Here is a 24,908-nt window from a genome sequence, read left to right on the forward strand (position 1 = left end):
AAGCGAAAAAAATTCCGGGCCGCCAACCGCTCAAGTACGAACCTTGCGGACCAACTGGTCAGACCGGGACCTGCCATCCGCGTAATATTTACTTGCGACTTGAAAAAAACCGAGCGTAGACTGGCCCCGCACTGGACATACCGGTCAGACCACAACAATTAAGCCCTGGACCCACCAGGGCACCGAATAGAGATCCTTCCCATGCTCAGATGGTGCTCGCGTTCGATTTTTCTGCAAGTCGTGATTGGCCTGGTGATCGGCATAATCTGCGGCCTCGCCCTCCCTGAATTCTCCTCGCAACTCAAACCCCTGGGTGACGGCTTCATCAAGCTGATCAAAATGCTGATTGGCCTGATCGTCTTCTGCGTGGTGGTCAGCGGTATTTCCGGTGCCGGCGACTTGAAGAAAGTCGGGCGCATCGGCCTCAAGTCGGTGATCTACTTCGAAGCACTGACCACCGTGGCCCTGGTGATCGGCCTGATCATGGCCTTCAGCACCGGGATCGGCACCGGCGCCAATATCCACCTGGAGCAACTGTCGTCTGCCGGCCTGAATGAACTGGCAGACCGCGGCCAACACATCAAGGGCACCAGCCAGTTCCTGATGGACCTGATCCCCAACTCGGTGATCGGCGCCTTCGCGGACAACAACGTGCTGCAAGTGCTGTTGTTCTCGGTGTTGTTCGGCAGCGCACTGAACCTGGTGGGCGAAGCCGCTTCCGGGATCTCGCGGTTGATCAACGAGCTGAGCCACGTGATCTTCCGCATCATGGGCATGATCGTGCGCCTGGCGCCCATCGGCGTGTTCGGCGCCATCGCCTTCACCACCAGCACCTACGGCCTGGATTCCCTGCAACACCTGGGCAGCCTGGTGGGCCTGTTCTACCTTACGTGCTTCCTGTTCGTCGCGGTGATTCTCGGCCTGGTGATGCGCCTGTCGGGCCTGCGGATGATGCCGCTGCTCAAGTACCTGCGGGAAGAACTGCTGATCGTGATGGGCACCGCGTCCTCCGATGCCGTGTTGCCACAGATCATGCGTAAACTGGAACACCTTGGCATTGGCAGCTCCACCGTGGGCCTGGTGATTCCGACCGGGTACTCGTTCAACCTCGACGGTTTCTCGATCTACCTGACCCTGGCCATCGTGTTTATCGCCAATGCCACCGGCACACCGCTGTCGATGACCGACCTGCTGACCATCCTGCTGGTGTCGCTGATCACCTCCAAGGGCGCCCACGGGATTCCGGGTTCGGCACTGGTGATTCTGGCGGCGACACTCACCGCAATCCCGGCGATTCCGGTGGTGGGCCTGGTGCTGGTGCTGGCGGTGGACTGGTTCATGGGCATTGGCCGGGCGCTGACCAACCTGATCGGCAACTGCGTCGCCACCGTGGCCATCGCCCGCTGGGAAAAAGACATCGATATCCAGCGCGCCAACAAGGTGCTGGACGGTCAACAAGGGTATGCCTTCCAGGCCAAGAAACCGGTGCTGCCCGCCCACCAAGAGTTCTGATGAGACAGACTCACCCCCTGTGGCGAGGGAGCTTGCTCCCGCTGGGGCGCGAAGCGGCCCCAAAAAATGGGCCTGCTGCGCAGTCCAGCGGGAGCAAGCTCCCTCGCCACACAAAGCAGACAGTTCAATTTAAAGGGAGCCACACGTGATTACCTCGTCAACCGTCGTCAATTCAGTGGTAGAAAAACTGCGCGCCGCCCTGGCGAGGGGTCAGTGGCGGCGCGGCGAGATGCTGCCCGGCCAGCGTGAACTGGCCGAGCAAATGGGCATCAGCCGCCCGAGCCTGCGCGAAGCGGTGATCGTGCTGGAAACCCTCGGCCTGGTACGCTCCATGCCCGGCAAGGGCGTGGTGGTGCTGGAAACCACCCTCAGCGAATCCCAGGCCCAGGACAGCGGCGTGGCGGACGCCAGCCTCGAAGACATCCTGCAACTGCGCTACACCCTCGAGCCCTTTATCGTAGGTTTAGTGGCGCAATCCATCAGCAGCAAGGAAGTCGGGCAACTGCGCCTGACCCTGATGGACATGCGCGAAGCCCTCGACGCCGGCGACAGCGAAGCCGGGATGAACGCCTACATCGCGTTCCACGAAGAACTGTTCGCCCTGACCTCCAACCCGATCTTCCAGAACGTGGTGCAACAAACCAGCAACGCCCTCAAGCAAAGCGCCCAGGTGCTGCGCAACTCCCCCGAACACCTGGCGGAACGCTTGCAGGAAAACGACGCCGTGGTGCGCGCGATCCGCAACAAGAACAGCGCCCTGGCCAGCGCCGAAATGCGCCGGCATATCCTGCAGGAAGGCTTGCGCATGGGCATTCGCTTGAACATCCCGGATGACCATCTGGGTAGCTGACTTCCAGGAGACCGCGCATGACCGCTCACGCCCTGCACACCCCTTTCCCCTTTACGCCGTTGCGCCTGGTGGGCAAGCCGAAACTCTCGGTGGACGACATCTACCCGGCACTGTTCGACGCCATTCTTGAGCAACGCATCGCCCCCGCCAGCCGTTTTACCGAGGAGAGCCTCGGGCAAAGTTTTGGCGTCAGCCGCAGCGTGATTCGCCGGGTGCTGGCGCGGCTGTCGCACCAGCAAGTGATCATCCTGCGGCCCAACCACCGCGCCCAGGTGGCGGCACCGGATGCACAACAGACCCAGCAGATTCTCGAGGCGCGGCGCCTGACGGAAATCACCGTGGTGCAGTTGGCGTGTGCCCAGGCGAAACCGGCGCAGATCCGCCAACTGCGGGAGTTGATCGCACGGGAGCGCGACTGCATCGAGCGTGACGAACGTGGCCCGGCGATTCGCCTTTCCGGGGAATTTCACCTGCAATTGGCGGCAATTGCGGGCAACGCGCCGCTGGCACAGTTTCTCAACAGCCTGGTGCCGCTGACCTCATTGGCGATTGCGCAGTTTGAGGCCAAGGCTTGCACGTATTGCGCATGGCAGGAACATAGGGCGATTGTGGATGCGGTGGAGCATGGCGATGCCGGCAAAGCCGTCAACTTGATGACCCGGCATCTGGATCATCTGGAAGCCAAGCTACTACGCAGCAATTGATCACACTGTTTTAACCTGTGGCGAGGGAGCTTGCTCCCGCTGGGACGCGCAGCGGCCCCAAAAACGGGACTGCTGCGCAGCCCAACGGGAGCAAGCCCCCTCGCCACAAGTTGAGATAACACGCCGATAATCAAATGCAAAAAAGCCCGATATCTTTCGATACCGGGCTTTTGGTTTTACCGCTCAATCAAGCCAGTTACAGCACCGACTGGCCGCTCATCGCCAGGTCCAGCAACTCACGGTTGGCTACCGCGTACATGGCGTAGTCCGTGCCGACTGCAGCACGAATCTCCACCATCATGGTGCGCCAGCGATCAGCCATGTCCTGGTGCTGCTCAAGCCACAGGGCCACGCGGGCTTCCATGTCTTCTGGCGCATCGGCCATTTGCAGTACGGAAATGGTGATCGCCCGTTGCTGCCAATCCACGTCATCGCGGAAGGCTTCGCGGGCCTGGGCCTGCCAGTTGTTGCCCACGGGCAGGCTGCTGATCTGCTGCAGGTACCACGGCAAGTCCAGGGCGCTGCCGACGGCGAAGTAAGCCTTCGCGACGTCTGCCGCACTTTGGCCTGTCACGTCGGCGGCTTCGATGATTGGCAGCAGGGTGTACAGGTGGGTAGTGCCTGCAACCATGCGCGCCAACAACTCCGGCACACCGGCTTCGACGTAAGCCTGGTAACGGTTCTGCCAACCTTCGCGGGTCGGGCCTTCCAGCAGTTCGTCGAGCTTGAGGCCCAGCGCGGCAAGGTGCGGACCGAAGTGCGCAACATCACGCCCGGCATCCTGTTCGTTGCGACGGCTGCGCAGGAACCAGCGCGTGGCACGGCGGCCCAGGCGCATCAGTTCATCCATCAGCTCCAGTTGCACGTCGGCCGAGACCTGGTGGTCCAGGGCTTCGATCTGACGGAACCAGTGCGGGAGGTGGAAGATGTCACGCACGATCACGTAGGCGCCCGCCACGTTCGCCGGGCTCATGCCGGTGGACTCTTTGAGGCGCTGAACGAAGGTGATGCCCATGTGGTTGACCAGGTCGTTGGCGATCTGGGTGCTGACGATCTCGCGCTTCAGACGGTGGCGACGCATGGCTTCGGAGAACTTCGCCACCAGGCTCGGCGGGAAAGCGGTCTCCATGTCACGGGTCAGGTAGTCGTCATCCGGCACCAGGGATTTGAGCAACGCTTCCTTGAGGTCGATCTTGCTGTAGGAGATCAGTACCGACAGCTCCGGACGGGTCAGGCCCTTGCCCGCAGCGGCGCGCTCGTTGAGCTGCTCCTCGGTCGGCAGGTACTCGATGGCACGGTCCAGCTTGCCACGGCCTTCCAGGTCGCTCATCAGGCGCTTGTACTCGGCCACGCGCTCGAAGGCTTTGCGGGCAGCCAGGGACAGGGCCTGGGTTTGCTTGTAGTTGTTGCCCAACACCAGGCTGCCGACTTCGTCGGTCATGCTCGCCAGCAACTGGTTGCGCTGCTTGTCGGTCATGTCACCGGCCTGCACCACTTCGTTGAGCAGGATCTTGATGTTCACTTCGTGGTCGGAGCAGTCCACACCACCGGCGTTGTCGATGAAGTCCGTGTTGGAACCGCCGCCATTGAGGCCGAATTCCACACGACCCAGCTGAGTCATGCCGAGGTTACCGCCCTCGCCCACCACCTTGCAGCGCAGCTCGTTGCCATTGACGCGCAGGGCGTCGTTGGCCTTGTCGCCCACATCGGCGTGGCTCTCGGTGCTGGCCTTGACGTAAGTACCGATACCGCCGTTCCACAACAGGTCCACCGGTGCCTTGAGCAAGGCGTTCAGCAGTTCGGTCGGGGTCAGCTTGTCGGCCTGGATGTCGAAGCGTTCTTTCATCTGTGGCGAGATGGCAATGCTCTTCGCGCTGCGCGAGAAGATACCGCCGCCTTCGGACATGATGCTGGTGTCGTAGTCGGTCCAGGCCGAGCGCGGCAGGTCGAACAGGCGCTGACGTTCAGCGAAGCTGTTGGCCGGGTTCGGGTTTGGATCGATGAAGATGTGCAGGTGGTTGAAGGCGGCGACCAGTTGCAGCTTGTCGGACATCAACAGGCCGTTGCCGAACACGTCGCCGGCCATGTCACCCACGCCCACCACGGTGATGCTGTCTTGCTGGACGTTGATGCCGCGCTCACGGAAGTGACGCTGCACACCCACCCACGCGCCCTTGGCGGTGATGCCCATTTTCTTGTGGTCGTAACCGGCAGAACCACCGGAAGCGAACGCGTCACCCAGCCAGAAACCGTAGTCGATGGCGATGCCGTTGGCGATGTCGGAGAAGGTCGCAGTGCCCTTGTCCGCGGCCACCACCAGGTACGGGTCATCGTTGTCGTGGCGCACCACGTTCAACGGTGGCACCAGGGCGCCGTCTTTCAGGTTGTCGGTAATGTCCAACAGGCCGGAAATGAAGATGCGGTAGCAGGCGATGCCCTCGGCCGCGATCTCGTCCCGGCTGCCGCCCAATGGCAGACGACGCGGCAGGAAACCGCCCTTGGCGCCCACCGGCACGATCACCGAGTTCTTCACTTGCTGGGCTTTTACCAGGCCCAATACTTCAGTGCGGAAGTCTTCTTCCCGGTCAGACCAGCGCAGGCCGCCGCGAGCGACGTTGCCAAAGCGCAGGTGCACGCCTTCAACCCGTGGCGAGTAGACGAAGATTTCAAACTTCGGCACCGGCTTGGGCAGCTCAGGAATCGCGTGCGGGTTGAACTTGAAGCTGAAGTACGACTTGTTCTGGCCGTTGGCGTCAGCCTGGTAGAAGTTGGTCCGCAGGGTGGCCTTGATCAGGTCCAGGTAGCGACGCAGGATGCGGTCTTCGTTGAGCACCTGAACGTCGTCCAGGGCCGTGAGGATCGCTTGTTCCAGGCGTTGCTGCTTGTCTTCGAGGTCTTCGGCGGTGAGCTTGCGCGCCAGGTAGAAACGGGTCTTGAACAACCGGGTCAACTCGCGGGCGATGTCGGTGTGGTTGTTCAGGGTACTGGCGATGTAACCCAGGTCGAAGCCCAGGCGAATCTGCTTCAGGTAACGGGCGTAGGCACGCAGCAGCGCCACGTCGCGCCATGGCAGGCCGGCCGTCAGCACCAGGCGGTTGAACGCATCGTTTTCGGCATCGCCGTGCACGATATGCACGAATGCGTCCTGCAGGGTGTCGTTCAATTGCTGGATATCGAGGTTCACACCTTCGGCGGCGATGAACGCGAAATCGTGAATCCAGAACTCGCGGCCATTGGCATGACGCAGGCGGTACGGGAATTCACCCAGGACACGCAGGCCGAGGTTTTCCAGGATCGGCAGCACATCGGACAGCGCCAGCGGCGTATCGGCATGATACAGCTTGCAATGCAGCTCGCGCTGGCCGGAAACCTGGCCCAGCGGCTGATAGAAGCTCATCACCAGCGGGTTGGCTTCGGTCAGGCTGAGCAAGTGCTGCATGTCGACCACGGCCGAATGCGCGGCGAAACGCTCGCGGTAGCCGGCCGGGAAACCTTTCGGGAAATCAGCCAGCACGTTGGTGCCATGGGCTTCGCCGAAGCTTTCCACCACCAGGCTGGAGTAGTCGTCCTGCCAGCTGCGGCAGGCCTGCACCACTTCTTTTTCCAGTTGCAGCGGGTCGATGTCCAGGCGGTTCTTCGGGTCTACCCGCAGGATCAACTGCACGCGAGCCAGTACGGACTCGGAGAAGAACGTCCAGAACTCGCAGTCCGAGGCTTTCAGGCGATCCATCAGCACTTGCTGGATCTTCTGGCGCACTTCGGTGGAATAGATGTCCCGCGGCACGTAGGCCAGGCAGTAGCAGAAACGGCCGTACGGGTCTTTGCGCAGGAACACGCGGATCTTGTTGCGTTCCTGGATCTGCACGATCGACATCACGGTGCTGAACAGCTCGTCCACCGGGGTCTGGAACAGGTCATCACGGGGCAGCACCTCGACCACCTGAGCCAGTTCCTTGCCCAAGTGCGCCTTGGCCTGGAAGCCCGAGCGACGCTCGATTTCCGTCACCTTGCGACGGATGTAAGGAATCACCCGCACGCTTTCGCCGTACACCGAGGAGGTGTAGAGGCCCATGAAGCGGCATTCCTTGATGACCTTGCCGTCGGCGTCGATCTGGCGGATCGACACGTAGTCCGGGTAGGCCGGGCGGTGCACGCGGCTTGGGTGTGCAGCCTTGGCGAACGACAGCACGGCCGGCTCACGCAGGTAGTTCACCGCGTAGTCTTCGATGCGCAGCTCGTCGGTAGTCAGGCCCGGGCGCAGCAGTTTGGTCAGACCGAGGAACGAGTTGGTGTCATATTCGATATGACCGCCGTCCGCCTCGTCACGTACCACGAACTCTTCATAGCCGAGGAATGTGAAGTGGTTGCCCACCAGCCATTCCAGGAAGCTCTTGATCTCGGCTTTTTCTTCGCCGTCGATCACGTACGGGCTGGCGTCGATACCGGCCAGCAGTTCCTGGACCTTGGCTTTCATCGGTTCGAAATCGGCGACAGCGACGCGCACTTCGCCCAGCACCTGCTCAAGTTCCTTGCTCAGGACACTCAGCTCGGCGGCGTTGGCGCAGCGGTCGATTTCCAGGTACATCAGCGATTCTTGCTGAACGTCTTCGCCCTGGGTGCCTTTGGGCAGGATTTCCAGCAGTTCGCCCTTCTTGCCACGACGCACGCTGAGTACGGTGGTTTGCAGGGTGTGGATGCTGTAGCCACGGCGGTTCAGCTCGGTACGCACCGAGTCCACCAGGAATGGCAGGTCGTGGTGCAGCACTTCGACCGCAGTGTGGGTCGATTGCCAGCCATGACGTTCGTAATCGGGGTTGTAGACCCGCACTTGCGGTTGGTTGTGATCAAAGCGCTCAAGCAGGCGCCAGGCAGACAGGGTGCAACCGGCCAGGTCGGACAAGCGACGCTGGGTCAGTTCATCCAGGGAAATGATGCCGAAGAATTGTTCAGCGAACAGCGCCACTTGTGGCAGTGCCTGTTCACTGATGTGCTGCGCCAGTGCCGCTTGCAGTTGGTGCTGGAAGTCGGCTTTGCTGGCTGCGGTGAAGAACGCCATCTGTGGTACTCCGCTTGGGCTTGTTATTGATGGAAGCGTCGCGTGTTATCCCCTTGCGGGGAGACCGTCAGCTCTGTTCGCGGTCTACAGTAACGAATTCAGAGTGACAGGTGGGTGAAGCTGGACAAGACAATGAGGTCACATTCAACTTCCATAAGATGCGCACCTTGCCAGGTGACGGTACGACGGGCAGGTCAGACTCCTGGCGAGGCACATCCGTTGCGCAGCTTAACGAGTGTAGGAAGCAAGCTGCTTGCGACGCTGCGACATATTCGGTCATCGGCACGCTGCCGGCGGGTTGCGACTTGGGCAACCGGGTGTTTCCGGAGAAATCCCGGGGCGCCGAGTACCGGAAATGACTGATATTGCCCGCCAGGTCATGCCACAAGGTCTGACACACGATGCAGCACAAAATTCGCCGCAATGGCACAATTGCCCTGCTTCGCCCTCCCCCAGACAGGATTAACCATGCCATTGCAACTCACCACCGCCCACCTGATCGTCAACCCGTGCGATGACGAAGAAGACAACATGGCCATGCTCTGCTGCCACGGCGACAAGGGCGAGATGTTCATGGTGACCCGTTATCCGGACGAGGACGAGGTGGAAGTCACCTGGGATTACGAGCCGTCGACCCTGGACGGGCTGAAGATCACCCTGAGTGCCACGACACTGTTGGTGGAGATTGGCGCGGCGGATGCCGATGCATTGGGCGGCCACGATCAATTGGCAATCACCCACGGCACCGCCGAGTCGGATCTGGCCGAAGTGGAAGAAACCCTGCAGAACATTCTCAAGGGCACCGGGACCTATATCCGGGCCTAGTTGCCAAACCCGCACAATGTGGCGAGGGAGCTTGCTCCCGCTGGGCTGCGAAGCGGCCCCAATCCAGCCAACTGCGTTCTGCCTGGAAAAACTCGGCAGCCTTGCTGGGGCTGCTGCGCAACCCAGCGGGAGCAAGCTCCCTCGCCACAAAGGCAGGCGCCTATCGGAAAAAACCTCAGACATTTCCCACATTTCCCGAAAAATACCCCCCGCGCCGTTAGTCTCCCCCCCCTCCGATGCATTAAAGTAACGCCCCCAGGCCTGGCATTTTTCGCAATGCCCAGTCTCACCTCTCCAGGAACCGTCATCGATGGAACATCGTGAAGCGCTGCTTGCGCTGCGAACCTTTCTTTCAACGCAGATTCTCGGCCAGGAAAAACTCATCGAGCGCTTGCTCATTGCCCTGCTCGCCGATGGCCATATGCTGGTTGAAGGCGCTCCCGGGCTGGCCAAGACCAAGGCCATCAAGGAGCTTGCCGAAGGGATCGAGGCACAGTTCCATCGCATCCAGTTCACCCCCGATCTGCTGCCCGCCGACATCACCGGCACCGAGATATATCGCCCGGAAACCGGCAGTTTCGTGTTCCAGCAAGGCCCGATCTTCCACAACCTGGTGCTGGCGGACGAAATCAACCGGGCCCCGGCCAAGGTGCAGTCGGCATTGCTCGAAGCCATGGCCGAGCGCCAGGTCAGCGTGGGGCGCAGCACTTACGAGTTGTCGCCATTGTTCCTGGTGATGGCCACGCAAAACCCGATCGAGCAGGAAGGCACCTACCCGCTGCCCGAAGCCCAGCTCGACCGTTTCCTGATGCACGTGAAAATCGGCTTCCCCGATGCCGCTGTCGAGCGCCGCATCCTGCAGCAGGCCCGTGGCGAAGCCCTCAACGGTGAAACCAAGCCCGAGCGGCGCGTCAGCCAGCAGGCGATCTTCGCCGCGCGCAAGGAAATCCTCGGCCTGTACATGGCCGATGCGGTGGAGGAATACCTGGTGCAACTGGTCATGGCCACTCGCACCCCGGCCAAGTTCGACCCGGAAATGGCCGAATGGATTGCCTATGGCGCCAGCCCTCGTGGCTCGATTGCTCTGGACCGCTGCGCCCGGGCCCACGCCTGGCTGGCCGGCCGCGATTTCGTCAGCCCGGAAGACATCCAGGCGGTGCTGTTCGACGTGCTGCGCCACCGCATCATTCTGTCGTTCGAGGCCGAAGCGGCCGGCATCGACCAGGACCGCGTGGTGCAACGCATTCTCGACGTCGTTGCCGTCGCTTGACGTCCATGAACGCTGGCGATGGAACCCGTGTCACCCTGAGCGAATTGATCGAGATGCGCCATCGCGTCCGGGAAGTGCAGTTGTTTTCCACGCCGAGCCAGCGCAGCCCGCTGATCGGCCTGCACCACTCGAAACTGCGCGGGCGCGGGGTCGACTTCGACCAGGTGCGGGTGTATCAGGCCGGCGACGATGTGCGCACCATCGACTGGCGCGTCACCGCACGCACCCAGGAGCCACACACCAAGCTGTTTCATGAAGAGCGCGAACGGCCGATCTTCATCATGGTGGAGCAAAGCTGCCGCTTGTTTTTCGGCTCGGGGCAGATGTTCAAGTCGGTGCTGGCGGCTCAGGCGGCGAGCCTGATCGGCTGGGCGGCGCTGGGCCATAACGACCGGGTCGGCGGGCTGGTGTTCGGTGACAGCGAGCACTACGAAATCAAACCCCGGCGCAGCAAGCAAAGCCTGCTGCAATTGCTCAACCGGTTGGTACGGGTCAACCAGAGCCTCAACACCGAACGCCGCCCCGAGGCCGACGCCCTTGGCATGGCCTTGCGCCGAGCCCGGGAAGTATTGCGCCCGGGCAGCCTGGTGATTGTGATCTGTGACGAGCGCGCCCTGACCGAAGGCGCCGAGCAACAGCTGAGCCTGCTGTCGCGGCATTGCGACCTGCTGCTGTTGCCGGTGTCCGACCCGCTGGACCACGCCCTGCCCGCCGCCGGCCTGCTGCGCTTCGCCGAGCGCGGCGCACAGCTGGAACTGGACACTCTGAATTTTGATCTGCGCCAGGCCTACAAGGCCCAGGCCGAAGCCCGCAGCGCACGCTGGGAACTGCTCGCGCAAAAGCTGCGGGTGCTGTTGATGCCCTTGAGTACCCAGGGTGAAATGGTCGAGCAACTGCGCGAATACCTGAACCCGCAACGCCCGGTTAAAAAGCAATGAGCAGCCTCGACCAACTGCAACCCCTGATCGCCCCGCCAGTGATCGGCTTCTGGCCGCCGGCGCCGGGTTGGTGGCTGTTGCTGCTGATCATCCCGTTGGCGGGCTGGGGCCTGTGGTGGCTGCGCCGTTTCCTGCCAGCCAAGCGCCCATTGGCCCGTGCCGAACAACCCCTGGACCCGTTGCGCATCGCCGCCCTCGCCGAACTGGCGCTGATGCCCAAACCCTACGACGGCGCACCGGCCGGTGCTTGGCTGCAACAGCTCAACGGTCTGCTCAAGCGCCTGTGCCGCAACGACTACCCCTACAGCCAGAGCCACACCCTCAACGGCCGCAAGTGGCTGGCGTTCCTCGACAACCGTTGCCCCGCTGCCGGCCTGACTCGCTGGATGGTGCTGGTGGAAGGCGCCTACAAGCCCGAATGCAAACTCGACGACAAGGCCATCGCCGGGCTGACCCAGGCCGTCGACACCTGGATTCGCAAACATGTTTGAGTTCGCCTGGCCGTGGATCTTTGCCCTGTTGCCATTGCCCTGGTTGCTGCGCCTCATCCTGCCGGTGGCCGACAGCGGCGAACCGGCGCTGAAAGTCAGCTTCCTCAGCGACCTCGAAGGCCTGGCCCGCCGCCGCGCGCGGGTCAACCTGCCGGGCTGGCGCCAGCAAGCACCGTTTGTGTTCTTGTGGCTGCTGCTGTTGACCGCCGCCGCCCGCCCGGAATGGCTCGGCGAACCCTTGCCGATTGCAGCCAGCGGCCGCGACTTGCTGGTGGCGGTGGACGTTTCCGGCTCGATGGACTTCCCCGACATGCAATGGCAAGACGAAGACGTCAGCCGCCTGAGCCTGGTCAAGCACCTGCTGGGAGATTTCCTGGAGGGCCGCGAAGGTGATCGCGTGGGATTGATCCTGTTCGGCAGCCAGGCCTATCTGCAAGCGCCGCTGACCTTTGACCGGCGCACCGTGCGCACCTGGCTGGATGAGGCACGGATTGGCATCGCCGGTAAAAACACCGCGATTGGCGACGCCATCGGCCTGGCCCTCAAGCGCCTGCGCCAGCGTCCGGCGCAAAGCCGGGTGCTGATCCTGGTCACCGACGGCGCCAACAATGCCGGCGAAATCGACCCGCTGACCGCCGCCCGCCTGGCCGCCGAAGAAGGGGTGAAAATCTACCCGATCGGCATCGGCGCAGACCCCGAGCAAACCGGCTCCCTGGGCATCCTCGGCGTCAACCCGAGCCTCGACCTCGACGAACCGGCCCTCAAGGCCATCGCCGAGGCCACCGGCGGCCGCTACTTCCGCGCCCGCGACGGCAACGAACTGCTGAAGATCAAGGAAACCCTCGACCAGCTCGAACCCGTGGCCCAGCAACCCACCCAGGCCCGCCCCGCCCAGGCGCTGTACAGCGCGCCGCTGGCGTTGGCGCTGATCCTCAGCATGCTGCTGGTGATCCAGGAACGCTGGCCGGATAACGCCCTGCAACGCCTGTTCAACAAACTCTCAAGCAAGGGCCGTTTCCTGCAACCCAATCCTGAATGGCGCGAACGCCTCAAACGCCTGCGTTTGCGGAGGCGTCGATGATCGCCCTGTGGCCGCACTGGTTCCGCCCCTGGTGGCTGTTGCTGCTGCCGCTGCTCGGCTGGTTGCTGTGGCAGTTGTGGCACCGCCAGAAACGCGCCGGGCGCTGGCAGATGATTCTGCCGCCAGCGTTCCATGCCGCGTTGCTCAGCGGCGGCAGTGGCCGCGAAAGCAAGTCGCCATGGGTGGTGCTCGGCATCGCCTGGCTGCTGGCCGTGCTGGCGTTGCTGGGGCCGAGCTGGGAACGCGTCGAACAGTCCAGCCAGAAGCCCGCCGACCCGCTGGTGGTGCTGCTGGAACTGACCCCGGAAATGCTCGCCACCGACAGCCCGCCCAGCCGCCTCGAACAGGCACGGCGCAAGCTGTTCGACCTGCTTCAGGCCCGCAGCGATGCGCAGACCGCCATCGTGGTCTACGCCGGCAGCGCGCATACGCTGGTGCCACTCTCGGACGACCTGGCCACCAGCCATAACCTGCTGGAAGCCCTGCGCCCCTCGATCATGCCCGAGCCCGGCCACCGCGCAGACCTGGCGGTGGAAAAAGCCCTGAGCCTGCTCAAGCATGGCGGCCTCGGCCAGGGCCGACTGCTGCTGATCGGCTCTTCCCTGTCCAAGCAGGAGCGCCAGGGCATCCGCCTGCAGCTGCAAGGCAACCAGGCGCCGAGCCTGTCGATCCTAGGCATCGGCAGCCGTGAAGGCACGCCGGTGACCCAGGAAAGCGGCGAATTCCTCAAGGACGCCCAGGGCGCAATCCTCGTACCGCGCCTGGACAGCCCGACCCTCAAGGCCTTCGCCAGCGAAATGGGCGGCCGCTACCGCCAGGCCCGCCTGGACGACAAGGACCTGCGCCACCTCGGCCTGCTGGATGGCCCGCAAAACCTGCGCAATGACGGCCAGCTGCTGCACCTCGATACCTGGGCCGACCAGGGTTATTGGTTGCTCTTGCCACTGCTGCTGCTCGCTGCCTGCGCCGGGCGCCGGGGCTGGCTGTTCTTCCTGCCGTTGCTGCTGTTGGGCGCGCCGCAGCCCAGCTATGCCTTCGACTTCCAGGACCTGTGGCTGCGCCCCGACCAACAGGGCCAACTGCTGCTGAAGAAAAAACGCCCGGCCGAAGCAGCCGAACATTTCGAAGACCCGCAATGGCAAGGCGTCGCACTGTATGAAGCGGGCAACTATGCCGAAGCCGCCAAGCGGTTTGCCGAAGGCAGCGACGCCTACTCCCACTACAATCGAGGCAATGCCCTGGCCAAAAGCGGCGAGCTGGAAGCGGCGATCGATGCCTACGAACAAGCCCTCGAAGCCCAGCCAGACTTGCAGCCGGCGCTGAAGAACAAGGCGCTGGTGGAAAGCCTGATGCAACAGGAACCGGAAGAAACCGAGCCGGCCAAGCCTGCAAAAAACGAGGATGACGAAACCACCCAACCCGGCCAGACTGCGCAACCGGGCGCCAGCAGCCAGACCGCCACCGGTGGCGAGCAGACGTCCCAAGGCCAGGGCCAGCCCGGAGCGACCGACACGCAAACCGGGGCCACGCCCCACGCTGGCAGCAACGAGGTACCCGGCAGCGAGTTGGGTGATGAACAAACCACCACCCCGCCCCTGCGCCCGGTCGACGGCACGCTTGAAGGCGAGCAGCGCCAGGCCCTGGAACAATGGCTGCGGCAGATCCCGGACAACCCCGGCGAGTTGCTGCGACGCAAATTCTGGTACGAACAGCAACAACATCAGGACAAGACTCGATGAACCGCTGCACCGCCCTTCTTCTCACCCTCGCGTTGTGGGCCAGCCAGGCCCAGGCCGCCGGCCTGGTGGCCAGTGTCGACCGCAGCCGCATCAATTCCGGGGAGACGGTGGAACTGACGGTGGAATCCAACGACGTCACGCTGTTCGGCAAACCGGACCTGGCACCGCTGGACCCGCTGTTTGAAGTGAGCGGCACGCGCCAGATCAACCAGCTCACCACCCTGGGTGGCGACAACCACGCCACCACCCGCTGGATCATCACCCTGCTGCCCAGGCAGAACGGCACCGTGGTGATTCCGCCGTTGCAGATCGGCGAACTCAAGACCCAGCCGATCACCCTGCAGGTGGTGGAAACCGTCAGCCAGAACACCGAGGCCCAACTGGCCCCGGTATTCATTGAAACCAACCTCGACCAGGACAGCGTCTACGTCCAGGCCCAGGCGTTGCTGACCGTGCGCGTCTACCACTCGGTGTCGCTGTATGACGACAGCAGCCTCACGCCGTTGCAGGTCGCTGATACGCGCATCGAGCAGTTGGGCGAGTCGCGCACCTACGAGAAAGTCATCAACGGCATCCGCCACGGTGTGATCGAAACCCGCTATGCCATCTACCCGCAGCACAGCGGCACGCTGACCATTCCGACGCAGACGTTCAGCGCCACCCTGGTAGAGCCACGGCCCGCCCAGGACAACAACCCCCAGGGTTCCAAGCCCGGCAAGCTGATTCACGTCAGTTCGCCGGAGCTGTCGTTGACGGTCAAGGCCAAGCCTGCGCTGTACCCGGCGGATGCTCCCTGGCTGCCGGCGCGCAGCCTGACCCTCACGGAAAGCTGGAACCCCGAGCCCGATCACGTACAGGTGGGCGACTCCCTGACCCGCAGCCTGACCTTGAAAGCCGAAGGCCTGGCCGGCGCGCAACTGCCACCGCTGGCACTGAGCGACATCCCCGGCCTGCGCCGCTACCCGGACCAGCCGGTGCTGAGCAACCAGAACAACGACCGTGGCCTGATCGGCAGCCGTGAAGACCGCGAAGCGCTGGTGCCCAACCGCGTTGGCGCGCTTGAACTGCCGGCGGTGGAAGTGGTGTGGTGGAACACCCACGAAGACCATCTGGAACGCACCAGCCTGCCGGCGCGCACCCTGCAAGTGGCGACCAACCCGAGCCTGATCGTGGACACGCCGGCCAGCCCGACCGTGATCACCGCGCCGGACAACGACAGCCTGTGGATCTGGCAACTGACCAGCCTGATCCTGGCCTGCACCACCCTGCTGGGCTTCGGTTTGTGGTGGCGTGCACGCTGGCAGCCAGCGATTTTGCGTGCCGCGCAAACCGGCCCGAGCCCGCGAACTTTGCTGGACGACCTCAAGCGGGCTAGCCAGGCGAATGACCCGCAGGCTACGCGTCAGGCGCTGGATGCCTGGGCGCGACAGCAGCCGGAGACCCTGGCGGATATGGCGGCGCGGTTTGTGCCGTTGTCGGATGCGCTGGATGGGTTGAACGGCGCGCTGTACAGCGAGAGTGGCCAGTATTGGCAGGGTGAAGAGTTGTGGCGGGCAGTGAAGGCAATTCCGATGGCGGAGCGCGAGCAGGACCCTGCGGGGGACAGCACCAGCTTGCCGCCGCTGTATCCCAAATAGCCCCCCTTGCAGAAACACCGCAAACCCAATGTGGGAGCGGGCTTGCTCGCGAAAGCGGTCTGTCAGTCACATATCTGCTGACTGATCTACCGCCTTCGCGAGCAAGCCCGCTCCCACATTTTGATCTGCGGCGTTTGGGTTACTTGCGCGCCGCCTCCCACGACTTCAGCAACTCGTTATAGCTGACCGTCTCACCCTGCGGCTTCTCATTCGCCAGCTTCGGTTTCGGCGCCCCCGGCTGGTCAAACCAGTATTGCGCATCCCGTTCTTCGTTCATTTTCGGCCCGCAAATCGGCTGCACCTTGGAGCGCTCCAGGCGCGTCATGATCGCGTCCTGATCCTTGGCCAACCCATCCAGCGCCTGCTGCGGCGTCTTCTCTCCGCTGGCCGCTTCCGAAATATGGCTCCACCACAATTGCGCCAACCGTGGATAGTCCGGCACGTTGGTGCCGGTCGGGGTCCACTCCACCCGGGCCGGGCTGCGGTAGAACTCCACCAACCCACCGAGTTTCGGCGCCAGGTCGGTCATGGCCTGGGAGTTGATGTCGGACTCACGAATCGGCGTCAGGCCAACGATAGTTTTTTTCAGCGACACGGTTTTCGAGGTCACGAACTGCGCGTAGAGCCAGGCCGCCAGTTTCTGCTTCTCGGGCGTCGACTTGAGGAAGGTCCAGGAACCTACGTCCTGATAGCCCTTCTTCATGCCCTTTTCCCAGTAAGGCCCGACGGGTGATGGCGCCATGCGCCATTTCGGTGTGCCGTCGGCGTTGACCACCGGCAGGCCCGGCTTGGTCATGTCGGCGGTAAACGCGGTGTACCAGAAGATCTGCTGGGCGATGTTGCCCTGGGACGGCACCGGGCCGGATTCGGAGAAGGTCATGCCCGCCGCTTCCGGTGGCGCGTAGGCCTTCATCCAGTCCACGTATTTCTGCGTGGCATACACCGCCGCCGGGCCGTTGGTGTCGCCACCACGGGTGACGCTGGAGCCCACCGGGTGGCAGTCCTCCACGCGAATGCCCCATTCGTCCACCGGCAAACCGTTGGGCAGGCCCTTGTCGCCGCCACCGGCCATGGAGAACCAGGCATCGGTGAAGCGCCAGCCCAGGGACGGGTCTTTCTTGCCGTAGTCCATGTGCCCGTAGACGCGCTTGCCGTCGATTTCCTTGACGTCTTCGCTGAAGAATTTGGCGATGTCTTCGTAGGCCGACCAGTTCACCGGCACGCCGAGTTCATAGCCGTACTTCTCCTTGAACTTGGCTTTCAGGTCTGCCCGTTCGAACCAGTCGGCGCGGAACCAGTACAGGTTGGCGAACTGCTGGTCGGGCAATTGGTAGATCTTGCCGTCGGGCGCAGTGGTGAACGAAATACCGATGAAGTCCTTGATGTCCAGGGTGGGTGAAGTGAAGTTCTTGCCTTCGTTGGCCATCAGGTCGGTGATGGATTCTGTCTTGCCATAGCGAAAGTGCGTACCGATCAAGTCGGAATCGTTGACCCAGCCGTCATAGATATTCTTGTCGGACTGCATCTGGGTTTGCAGCTTTTCCACCACGTCGCCTTCCTGCAGCAAGTCGTGGGTCAGCTTGATCCCGGTGATTTCGCTGAAGGCCTTGGCCAGCACCTTGGATTCGTACTCGTGGGTGGTGAGGGTTTCCGACACCACGTTGATCTTCATCCCGCGAAACGGCTCCGCAGCCTTGATAAACCACTTCAGCTCTTCGAGTTGCTGGGCTTCGGTGAGGGTCGACGGTTTGAACTCACTGCCGATCCATTTTTTCGCAGCGTCTTCATAAGCATCCGCCCAGGCCGCAGCACTGAGCCCGCTGAGCGCCAGCACGGCCGCCAATGAAATGCTATGTCGCAGCTTATTGTTTTTATCGAACATAGAGACCTCCTGGTTTTGGGGTTCAAAAGGGGCAGCTAGCCCCAACGCATCACAGACAACAGCCACACCAGAGACAGCGCGGACGCCACCCAGATGCTCCAGCCGGTTACGCCGATCACCAACAAATGCAGGTAGGCGCTGCCGAGAAGACCGATAAACAAACGATCACCACGGGTGGTGCTGATCGGTAAAAAGCCGCGCCGGGGGATACTCGGCGAGCGCAATTCCCAGGTCGTCATGCCCACCAGCAGCAGACCGATCGCGGCAAAGAACAGTGCAGTCGGGGTGGTCCAGGCCATCCATTCCATCATCGACTCCTCAGACCCGGCCCAGGGCAAAGCCCTTGGCCACATGGTTGCGAACGAACCAGATCACCAGCATGCCCGGCAAAATGGTCAACACCCCCGCCGCCGCCAGCACGCCCCAGTCGATGCCGGAGGCCGAAACCGTACGGGTCATCACTGCGGCGATGGGTTTGGCGTTCACCGACGTCAGCGTGCGTGCCAGCAGGAGCTCGACCCAGGAAAACATGAAGCAGAAAAACGCCGTGACGCCGATCCCCGAGCCAATCAGCGGGATGAAGATCTTCACGAAAAACTTGGGGAAGCTGTATCCGTCGATGTAGGCCGTTTCGTCGATTTCCTTGGGCACGCCCGACATGAAACCTTCGAGAATCCACACCGCCAGCGGCACGTTGAACAGGCAATGGGCCAAGGCCACCGCGATATGCGTATCGAACAAGCCAATGGACGAATACAGCTGGAAGAACGGCAGCAAAAACACTGCCGGCGGCGCCATGCGGTTGGTCAGCAACCAGAAGAACAAGTGCTTGTCGCCGAGGAAGCGGTAGCGCGAGAACGCGTAGGCCGCCGGCAGCGCCACGCTCAGGGAAATCACGGTGTTGAGGCTGACGTAGTACAGCGAGTTGAGGTAGCCGGTGTACCAGCTCGGGTCGGTGAAGATCACCTTGTAGTTGGCGAAGGTGAAGTCCTGCGGAAACAGGGTCAGGCCGCCGAGGATTTCGGTGTTGCTCTTGAAGGACATGTTCAGCAGCCAGTAGATCGGCACCAGCAGGAACAGGATGTAGACCAGCAGCGGGATTACCTTGCGCTTGCTCATGTTGGCGGCCTCAGCGGTTGGCGTCGGAGTGGGTCATGGCGGTGTAGAACAGCCAGGACACCAACAGGATGATCAGGAAGTACACCAGCGAAAACGCCGCCGCCGGGCCCAGGTCGAATTGGCCTACGGCCATCTGGGTAAGCGTCTGGCTGAGGAAGGTGGTGGCGTTCCCTGGCCCGCCGCCCGTCAGCACAAACGGTTCGGTGTAGATCATGAAACTGTCCATGAAGCGCAGCATCACCGCGATCAACAGCACGCTCTTCAGTTTTGGCAGCTGGATATGTCGGAACACCGCCCAGCTGGACGCCCGATCAATCCGCGCCGCCTGGTAGTACACATCCGGGATCGCCCGCAGCCCCGAGAAACACAGCAGCGCCACCAGGGACGTCCAGTGCCACACGTCCATCACCAGCACCGTGACCCAGGCATCCATGGTGTTGGCGGCGTAGTTGTAGCTGATGCCCATCGCATTGAGCGTGGAGCCCATCAGGCCAATGTCGGCACGGCCGAAAATCTGCCAGATGGTGCCGACCACGTTCCACGGAATCAGCAGCGGAATCGCCATCACGATCAACACCAGCGACGACCATCGGCCCTTGGTGGGCATCGTCAGGGCAATCGCGATGCCCAGCGGAATCTCGATCAACAGCACACACGCCGAGTAGATGAACTGACGCAGCAGCGAGTCATGCAGGCGCGGGTCCAGCAGCACCTGTTTGTACCAGTCGGCGCCGACGAAGTAGCGGCTGGATTGGTCGAAGATGTCCTGCACCGAGTAGTTGACCACGGTCATCATCGGGATCACCGCGCTGAAGGCCACCAGCAGGAACACCGGCAATACCAGCCACCAGGCCTTGTTGTTCTGCACCTTGTTCATGGCTGCACCTCAAGCAAGTAGTCATCGGCATACACCATCAGCCACTGCCCCGGAAAGCTGATGGACGCCTGGCCCTCGGGCACCGGTTTGTCTTCGGCCAGGCGCACTTTCAACGGTGCGCCATCGAGGTTGAGGGTCATGATCTTGTAGGTGCCGAGGTCTTCCACATGGGTGACTTGCGCCTGTAGCGCGTCGGGATTGTGCTCATCCCACACATGGATAAATTCCGGGCGGATGCCGACCTGCAGCTTCTTGTAAGGCATTTCGCCAATGCGCTGCTGCAACGCCTCGGGCAACGCCAGATGTGTCCCGGCAAAGCGCACACCGCCCGCCTCTGCCTGCACTTCAATCAGATTCATCCCAGGGCTGCCGATGAAATAGCCGACAAAGGTGTGACTGGGCCGCTCGAACAACTCCCGGGGCGTACCGAACTGCACGATCTGCCCGCCGTACATCACCGCGATCTTGTCGGCGAAGGTCGAGGCTTCCAGTTGGTCATGCGTCACGTAGACCATGGTGATGTTGAACTGCTCGTGGATCTGCTTGAGCTTGCGCCGCAGCTTCCACTTCAGGTGCGGGTCGATCACCGTCAGCGGTTCGTCGAACAGGATCGCCGACACGTCATCCCGCACCAGCCCGCGGCCCATGGAGACTTTCTGTTTTTCATCGGCAGTGAGGTTGCGGGCCTTTTTGTCCAGCAGGTTTTGCAGGTCGAGCACCTCGGCAATTTCCTGCACCTTGCTGTGAATCTTCGCCTCGGCCATGCCCTGGTTTCGCAGGGGAAAAGCCAGGTTATCGAACACGGTCATGGTGTCGTACACCACCGGGAACTGGAACACCTGGGCGATGTTGCGCTTTTCCGGGGTCAGCTCGTTGACCACCTTGGCGTCGAACAGCACCTGGCCTTCGGACGGGCTGAGCAGGCCGGAGATAATGTTGAGCAAGGTCGACTTGCCGCAGCCCGACGGCCCCAGCAACGCGTAGGCGCCGCCCTGCTCCCAGACGTGGTTCATCTCGCGAATCGCGTAGTCCTCGGGGCCGTTTGGCTTGGAGCTGTAGCTGTGGGCCAGGTTCTGCAAATGGATCTCGGCCATCAGGCAACCCTCGCGACACGTCGGCCGGGGGCCTGGACCAGCCGTCCCTGGCCATCGAACACAAACAGTTTGTGGGTGGGGATATAGATGCGGATCGGCGCGTCGACGTCGTACTCATGCACCCCGGGCAAGTGCAGTACCAGCAGGAAGTGTTCGCTGCGCACATGCAGGAAGGTTTCCGAGCCGCTGATCTCGGCGACTTCCACGGTCACGGCCAATTCCAGGTCATCATCGTTGCTCGGCACCAGGCTGATATGGCTGGGGCGCACGCCAAAGCGAAACTCGCCTTCGCCGATGGGCCGCAGGTCGACGTTCAGCGGGAAGTGCACGAAGTTGGCGAAGCTCACTTCATTGCCACTGATGCGCCCGGGCATCAGGTTGATCGGCGGCTCGGAAAACAGCTCGGCCGCCAGCACGGTTTGTGGCTGGTGATAGACCTCGGCGGCCTTGCCGCTCTGGATCACCCGGCCCTCATGCAGAATCGTGGTGGTACCGCCCAGGGCCAGGGCTTCGTTGGGTTCGGTGGTGGCGTAGATGGCGATGGTGTGGCGTGCCTTGAACAGCTCGCGCATTTCCTGGCGCAGTTCTTCCCGCAGTTTGTAGTCCAGGTTCACCAGGGGTTCATCGAACAGAATCAGCTCGGCATCCTTGACCAGCGCCCGGGCCATGGCGGTGCGTTGCTGCTGGCCGCCGGAGAGTTCCAGGGGGTGACGCTGGAGGAATTTCTCGATACGCAGCATTTTCGCGGTTTCGAGGACTTTGCTCTGGATCTGCTCGGCAGAGACTCCGGCCTGGCGCAGCGGCGAGGCGATGTTCTCGAACACGGTCATGGTCGGGTAGTTGATGAACTGCTGATAGACCATCGACACATTGCGCAGGCGCACCGGCTTCTGGGTGACGTCCACGCCATTCATCAGGATGCGCCCGCTGTCAGGCTTGTCCAGGCCGGCCATCAGGCGCATCAGGCTGGTCTTGCCGGAGAGCGTGCGGCCCAGCAATACATTGAAGGAACCGGCTTCGAAACGCAGGTTGGCGTCGTCGATCCAGGTTTGGCCTTCGACAACGCGAGTGACGTGCTCCAGGGTCAATGACATGACACGACCTTTTTATTATTGGAATGGTTCTGGCAGGAGCACAGAGCGAGTTCCGTGCCAACAACCCAAACCTCAGGCCGGTCAACGAGTTAGGCAAAACAGCGATTCGCCTCTGAACAGAAATGAACAGGTCACGCTGAACAACTGAACAATCGGCGGGTTGACAATGAACAGTTCTGAACAACACTGAACGGGCATTCCGCCCCCCAGAACAACAATAAAGCAAGGGTCACCGCCATGAGCACACCGCTGGCGCACGATGCCATCATCCAGGACTCCTGGCGCCGCTGCCGGGCCTATGGCCTGGATCACCAGAGCACACCGAGCTTCGACCAACTGCCCGCAGACGGCGTCAGCCAGTTGCTGGAAAGCCAGCATTCCCTTGTGCAGACCACCCACCAGGAAGTGCTGCCCTACTACGAAAACATCCTCAGCAACTCCAACTGCCTGATCATGCTTGCCGACAACCAGGGCCAGGTGCTGACTTCGTGGGGCACCCAACGCTTTATCGACCCCAAGCTGGCCCGTGGTTTCAGCGCCGGCGCCAGCTGGATGGAGCGCTCCAGCGGCACCAACGCCATCGGCACCGCCCTGGCCTGTGCCCAGGCAGTGCATATCGAACATGACGAACACTTCCTCAAGGCCAACCGTTTCATGACCGGCTCGGCAGCGCCGATCTTCGATGCGCAGCGGGAAATCATCGCGGTGCTGGATGTGTCCAGCGACAGCTACCTGCCGCCCTCCCACACCCTCGGCATGGTCAAGATGATGAGCCAGACCGTCGAGAACCGGCTGATCCTCAACCTGTTTCGCGGTGAGCATTTCCAGCTGACGTTCAACACCGGGCTGAATAACCTCGATAGCCAGTGGGCCGGACTGCTGATCTTTGATGAAAGCGGTCAGGTACTGTCAGCCAACCGCCGGGCGGACAACCTGCTGGGCATCAGCCTGTCGCGGGTACTGATCGACAGCCTGTTCAAGGTCTCGCTGCTGGAACTGCTCAACCAGCCCGAAGGCCTGCCCTTCTCGCTGCAAGCCGCCGGGCGCAACCGTTTCCAGTGCCTGCTGAAACGGCCGAAACAGGCGCCAGTGCAGGCTCGCGTGTTCGTGGAAACGAAAAAGCCCCGCGAACCCGGCCCCACGGCCATCAGTCTCAAGACCCTGCACTTCGGCGATGCCCGCGTGGAAAAGGCCGTGCGTCAGGCCGAGCGCCTGCTGGAAAAGGACATTCCGTTGCTGATCCATGGCGAAACCGGCGTCGGCAAGGAAGTATTCGTCAAAGCCCTGCACCAGGCCAGTTCCCGCAGCCAACAAGCGTTTATCGCGGTCAACTGCGCAGCGATCCCCGCCGAACTGGTGGAGTCGGAACTGTTCGGCTATGAAAAAGGCGCGTTCACCGGCGCCAACCAGAAAGGCAGCATCGGGCTGATTCGTAAGGCAGACAAAGGCACGCTGTTCCTCGACGAGATCGGCGACATGCCCCTGCCGACCCAGGCCCGGCTGTTGCGGGTATTGCAGGAACGCTGTGTGCAGCCTGTAGGCAGCAGCGAGTTGTACCCGGTGGATTTGCGGATCATCTCCGCCACCAACCGCTCGCTGCGCGAACAGGTACAGCTCGGGCGTTTTCGCGAAGACCTGTATTACCGCATCGGCGGCCTGACCCTGGAGCTGCCGCCGCTACGGGAGCGCACGGATAAACAGGCGTTGTTCAAGCAGCTGTGGCAACAGCATCGCGAGCCGACGCAGTGGGCCGGGTTGAGTAACGAGGTGCTGGCCTTGTTTGAACAGCATCCGTGGCCGGGCAACCTACGCCAGGTGAGCAGCGTGTTGCAGGTGGCGCTGGCCATGGCGGAAGAGCAGCCGATTCGGGCGGAACATTTGCCGGATGATTTTTTTGTGGATTTGAATGGGGTGGTGCCGGTGTGTGATGCAGTGGATGACAGTCTGGACCTGAATGAGCGACTGAAGGCGGTGGGCGGGAATATCTCTCACCTGGCCCGGGAATTGGGGGTAAGCCGTAATACCTTGTACAAACGCCTGCGCCAAGGAGCTGATCAGGAACACCGTTGAGCCGCTTTGCTTGTGACGACTTTCCTTACAGAAATACACCCATTTAGCGGGAGATTTGACGAAACGTCGTATCACCCGTAGCGGTTCGCTCTGACTTCTTTCTCTTACTAACCGCTGCAAAGTCCCTCGCCTGATCACACAGTGCGAGGGAACGCCGATGTTTTTTTCGATTAATGCCCTGCCCGATGGGGCTGCCTCTTGAATCCCGCCATAGGCTTTCTGGTCGTGGCGGCGATGGACCCGAAGACGCGCGACGTCGATGGGGTTCTCAATGACTTCACACATTGCCTGAACACCTACGACGCGTGGGCCGAGAGCTTCTGGAGCTTCTCGGCACTGGATGTCGAGCAGGTGTTCAAGGTCGGCGACGAGGTTTCGCTGGTCGCGCCCATCACCCGTTCCCTGTATCCCGCCAGCACCGTCGCGACCTGCAAGGCCAACTCACCGTTGACCCTGGTGCACATGTTCCAGAGCACACGGTTCGTGCCCATCGGCAATACGCCGGTGATGCTGCAGGAAGTCGCGCAAGACGGTGGCGCCCTCGGCGACCCCATCCATAAAACCATCGGCCCCAGCGGCATTCTCGAAGTCACCGAGTGCACCGTCGACCGGCAGTACCGGGTCAGTTTTTATCCCAACGTTTCCCAGGATCACATCAAGGCACTGTAT

Annotated in this window: 19 protein-coding genes; 12 read left to right on the top strand and 7 right to left on the bottom strand. The window is 62.1% G+C overall.

Going from position 1 to position 24,908, the window contains the following annotated elements:
* Window positions 1-201 precede the first annotated feature (201 nt).
* The 3 genes from HX811_RS21810 to HX811_RS21820 all read left to right on the top strand — a co-directional run bounded on the left by HX811_RS21810 (window position 202) and on the right by HX811_RS21820 (window position 3,066).
* Window positions 202-1,512: a C4-dicarboxylate transporter DctA gene (locus HX811_RS21810; protein WP_008433031.1), complete on the top strand. Its 1,311-nt coding sequence runs from the start codon at window positions 202-204 to the stop codon at window positions 1,510-1,512.
* A 145-nt stretch (window positions 1,513-1,657) separates the two neighbouring features.
* Entirely contained in the window at window positions 1,658-2,362 is a 705-nt protein-coding gene (locus HX811_RS21815; RefSeq protein WP_003212959.1) for a FadR/GntR family transcriptional regulator, read from the top strand.
* A 17-nt stretch (window positions 2,363-2,379) separates the two neighbouring features.
* Window positions 2,380-3,066, top strand: a complete 687-nt coding sequence (locus tag HX811_RS21820; RefSeq protein WP_102369279.1) for a GntR family transcriptional regulator — start codon at window positions 2,380-2,382, stop codon at window positions 3,064-3,066.
* Window positions 3,067-3,262: 196 nt separating this feature from the next.
* Here the strand turns inward: HX811_RS21820 and HX811_RS21825 are convergent, their stop codons facing one another.
* Window positions 3,263-8,122 carry an NAD-glutamate dehydrogenase gene (locus HX811_RS21825; RefSeq protein ID WP_177047338.1) on the bottom strand — a complete coding sequence of 1,620 codons (4,860 nt, stop codon included), beginning with the start codon at window positions 8,120-8,122 and terminating at the stop codon, window positions 3,263-3,265.
* A gap of 468 nt (window positions 8,123-8,590) precedes the next feature.
* Between HX811_RS21825 and HX811_RS21830 the strand changes: the two genes are divergently transcribed.
* From HX811_RS21830 to HX811_RS21860, 7 genes are all read left to right on the top strand, one after another.
* Window positions 8,591-8,947 carry a hypothetical protein gene (locus tag HX811_RS21830; protein ID WP_003212949.1) on the top strand — a complete coding sequence of 119 codons (357 nt, stop codon included), beginning with the start codon at window positions 8,591-8,593 and terminating at the stop codon, window positions 8,945-8,947.
* 310 nt (window positions 8,948-9,257) lie between these two features.
* Window positions 9,258-10,217, top strand: a complete 960-nt coding sequence (locus HX811_RS21835) for a MoxR family ATPase (protein WP_003218556.1) — start codon at window positions 9,258-9,260, stop codon at window positions 10,215-10,217.
* A gap of 5 nt (window positions 10,218-10,222) precedes the next feature.
* Window positions 10,223-11,155: a DUF58 domain-containing protein gene (locus HX811_RS21840; RefSeq protein WP_003218540.1), complete on the top strand. Its 933-nt coding sequence runs from the start codon at window positions 10,223-10,225 to the stop codon at window positions 11,153-11,155.
* Window positions 11,152-11,646 carry a DUF4381 domain-containing protein gene (locus HX811_RS21845; RefSeq protein WP_003218539.1) on the top strand — a complete coding sequence of 165 codons (495 nt, stop codon included), beginning with the start codon at window positions 11,152-11,154 and terminating at the stop codon, window positions 11,644-11,646. The genes HX811_RS21840 and HX811_RS21845 overlap by 4 nt, the downstream gene beginning before the upstream one ends.
* Window positions 11,639-12,727, top strand: a complete 1,089-nt coding sequence (locus HX811_RS21850; protein ID WP_003218538.1) for a VWA domain-containing protein — start codon at window positions 11,639-11,641, stop codon at window positions 12,725-12,727. Before HX811_RS21845 ends, HX811_RS21850 begins: the two co-directional genes overlap by 8 nt.
* Entirely contained in the window at window positions 12,724-14,466 is a 1,743-nt protein-coding gene (locus tag HX811_RS21855) for a tetratricopeptide repeat protein (RefSeq protein ID WP_177047340.1), read from the top strand. Before HX811_RS21850 ends, HX811_RS21855 begins: the two co-directional genes overlap by 4 nt.
* Window positions 14,463-16,103 carry a BatD family protein gene (locus HX811_RS21860; protein WP_177047342.1) on the top strand — a complete coding sequence of 547 codons (1,641 nt, stop codon included), beginning with the start codon at window positions 14,463-14,465 and terminating at the stop codon, window positions 16,101-16,103. The genes HX811_RS21855 and HX811_RS21860 overlap by 4 nt, the downstream gene beginning before the upstream one ends.
* Before the next feature lie 139 nt (window positions 16,104-16,242).
* Here the strand turns inward: HX811_RS21860 and HX811_RS21865 are convergent, their stop codons facing one another.
* The 6 genes from HX811_RS21865 to HX811_RS21890 are packed head-to-tail and all read right to left on the bottom strand — an operon-like array spanning window position 16,243 to window position 22,169.
* Window positions 16,243-17,985: an ABC transporter substrate-binding protein gene (locus tag HX811_RS21865; RefSeq protein ID WP_003218534.1), complete on the bottom strand. Its 1,743-nt coding sequence runs from the start codon at window positions 17,983-17,985 to the stop codon at window positions 16,243-16,245.
* 35 nt (window positions 17,986-18,020) lie between these two features.
* On the bottom strand, window positions 18,021-18,293 hold the full coding sequence (locus tag HX811_RS21870; RefSeq protein ID WP_003218532.1) for a DUF2160 domain-containing protein: 273 nt from the start codon (window positions 18,291-18,293) through the stop codon (window positions 18,021-18,023).
* 10 nt (window positions 18,294-18,303) lie between these two features.
* Window positions 18,304-19,104: a carbohydrate ABC transporter permease gene (locus HX811_RS21875; RefSeq protein WP_008433050.1), complete on the bottom strand. Its 801-nt coding sequence runs from the start codon at window positions 19,102-19,104 to the stop codon at window positions 18,304-18,306.
* A 10-nt stretch (window positions 19,105-19,114) separates the two neighbouring features.
* Window positions 19,115-19,981 (bottom strand): carbohydrate ABC transporter permease, encoded by an 867-nt coding sequence (locus tag HX811_RS21880; protein WP_003218527.1) that lies wholly within the window; start codon window positions 19,979-19,981, stop codon window positions 19,115-19,117.
* Window positions 19,978-21,075 (bottom strand): ABC transporter ATP-binding protein, encoded by a 1,098-nt coding sequence (locus HX811_RS21885; RefSeq protein ID WP_003218526.1) that lies wholly within the window; start codon window positions 21,073-21,075, stop codon window positions 19,978-19,980. The genes HX811_RS21880 and HX811_RS21885 overlap by 4 nt, the downstream gene beginning before the upstream one ends.
* Window positions 21,075-22,169: an ABC transporter ATP-binding protein gene (locus HX811_RS21890; protein WP_003218524.1), complete on the bottom strand. Its 1,095-nt coding sequence runs from the start codon at window positions 22,167-22,169 to the stop codon at window positions 21,075-21,077. The genes HX811_RS21885 and HX811_RS21890 overlap by 1 nt, the downstream gene beginning before the upstream one ends.
* A gap of 237 nt (window positions 22,170-22,406) precedes the next feature.
* Here HX811_RS21890 and HX811_RS21895 point away from each other — a divergent pair, with 237 nt between their 5' ends.
* Window positions 22,407-24,239 (top strand): sigma-54-dependent Fis family transcriptional regulator, encoded by a 1,833-nt coding sequence (locus tag HX811_RS21895; RefSeq protein ID WP_177047344.1) that lies wholly within the window; start codon window positions 22,407-22,409, stop codon window positions 24,237-24,239.
* Window positions 24,240-24,473: 234 nt separating this feature from the next.
* Window positions 24,474-24,908: hypothetical protein (locus HX811_RS21900; RefSeq protein ID WP_177047508.1), on the top strand; the 435-nt coding region annotated here is incomplete at its 3' end.

It is taken from the genome of Pseudomonas sp. F8002 (assembly GCF_013385495.1).
Lineage (GTDB): Bacteria > Pseudomonadota > Gammaproteobacteria > Pseudomonadales > Pseudomonadaceae > Aquipseudomonas.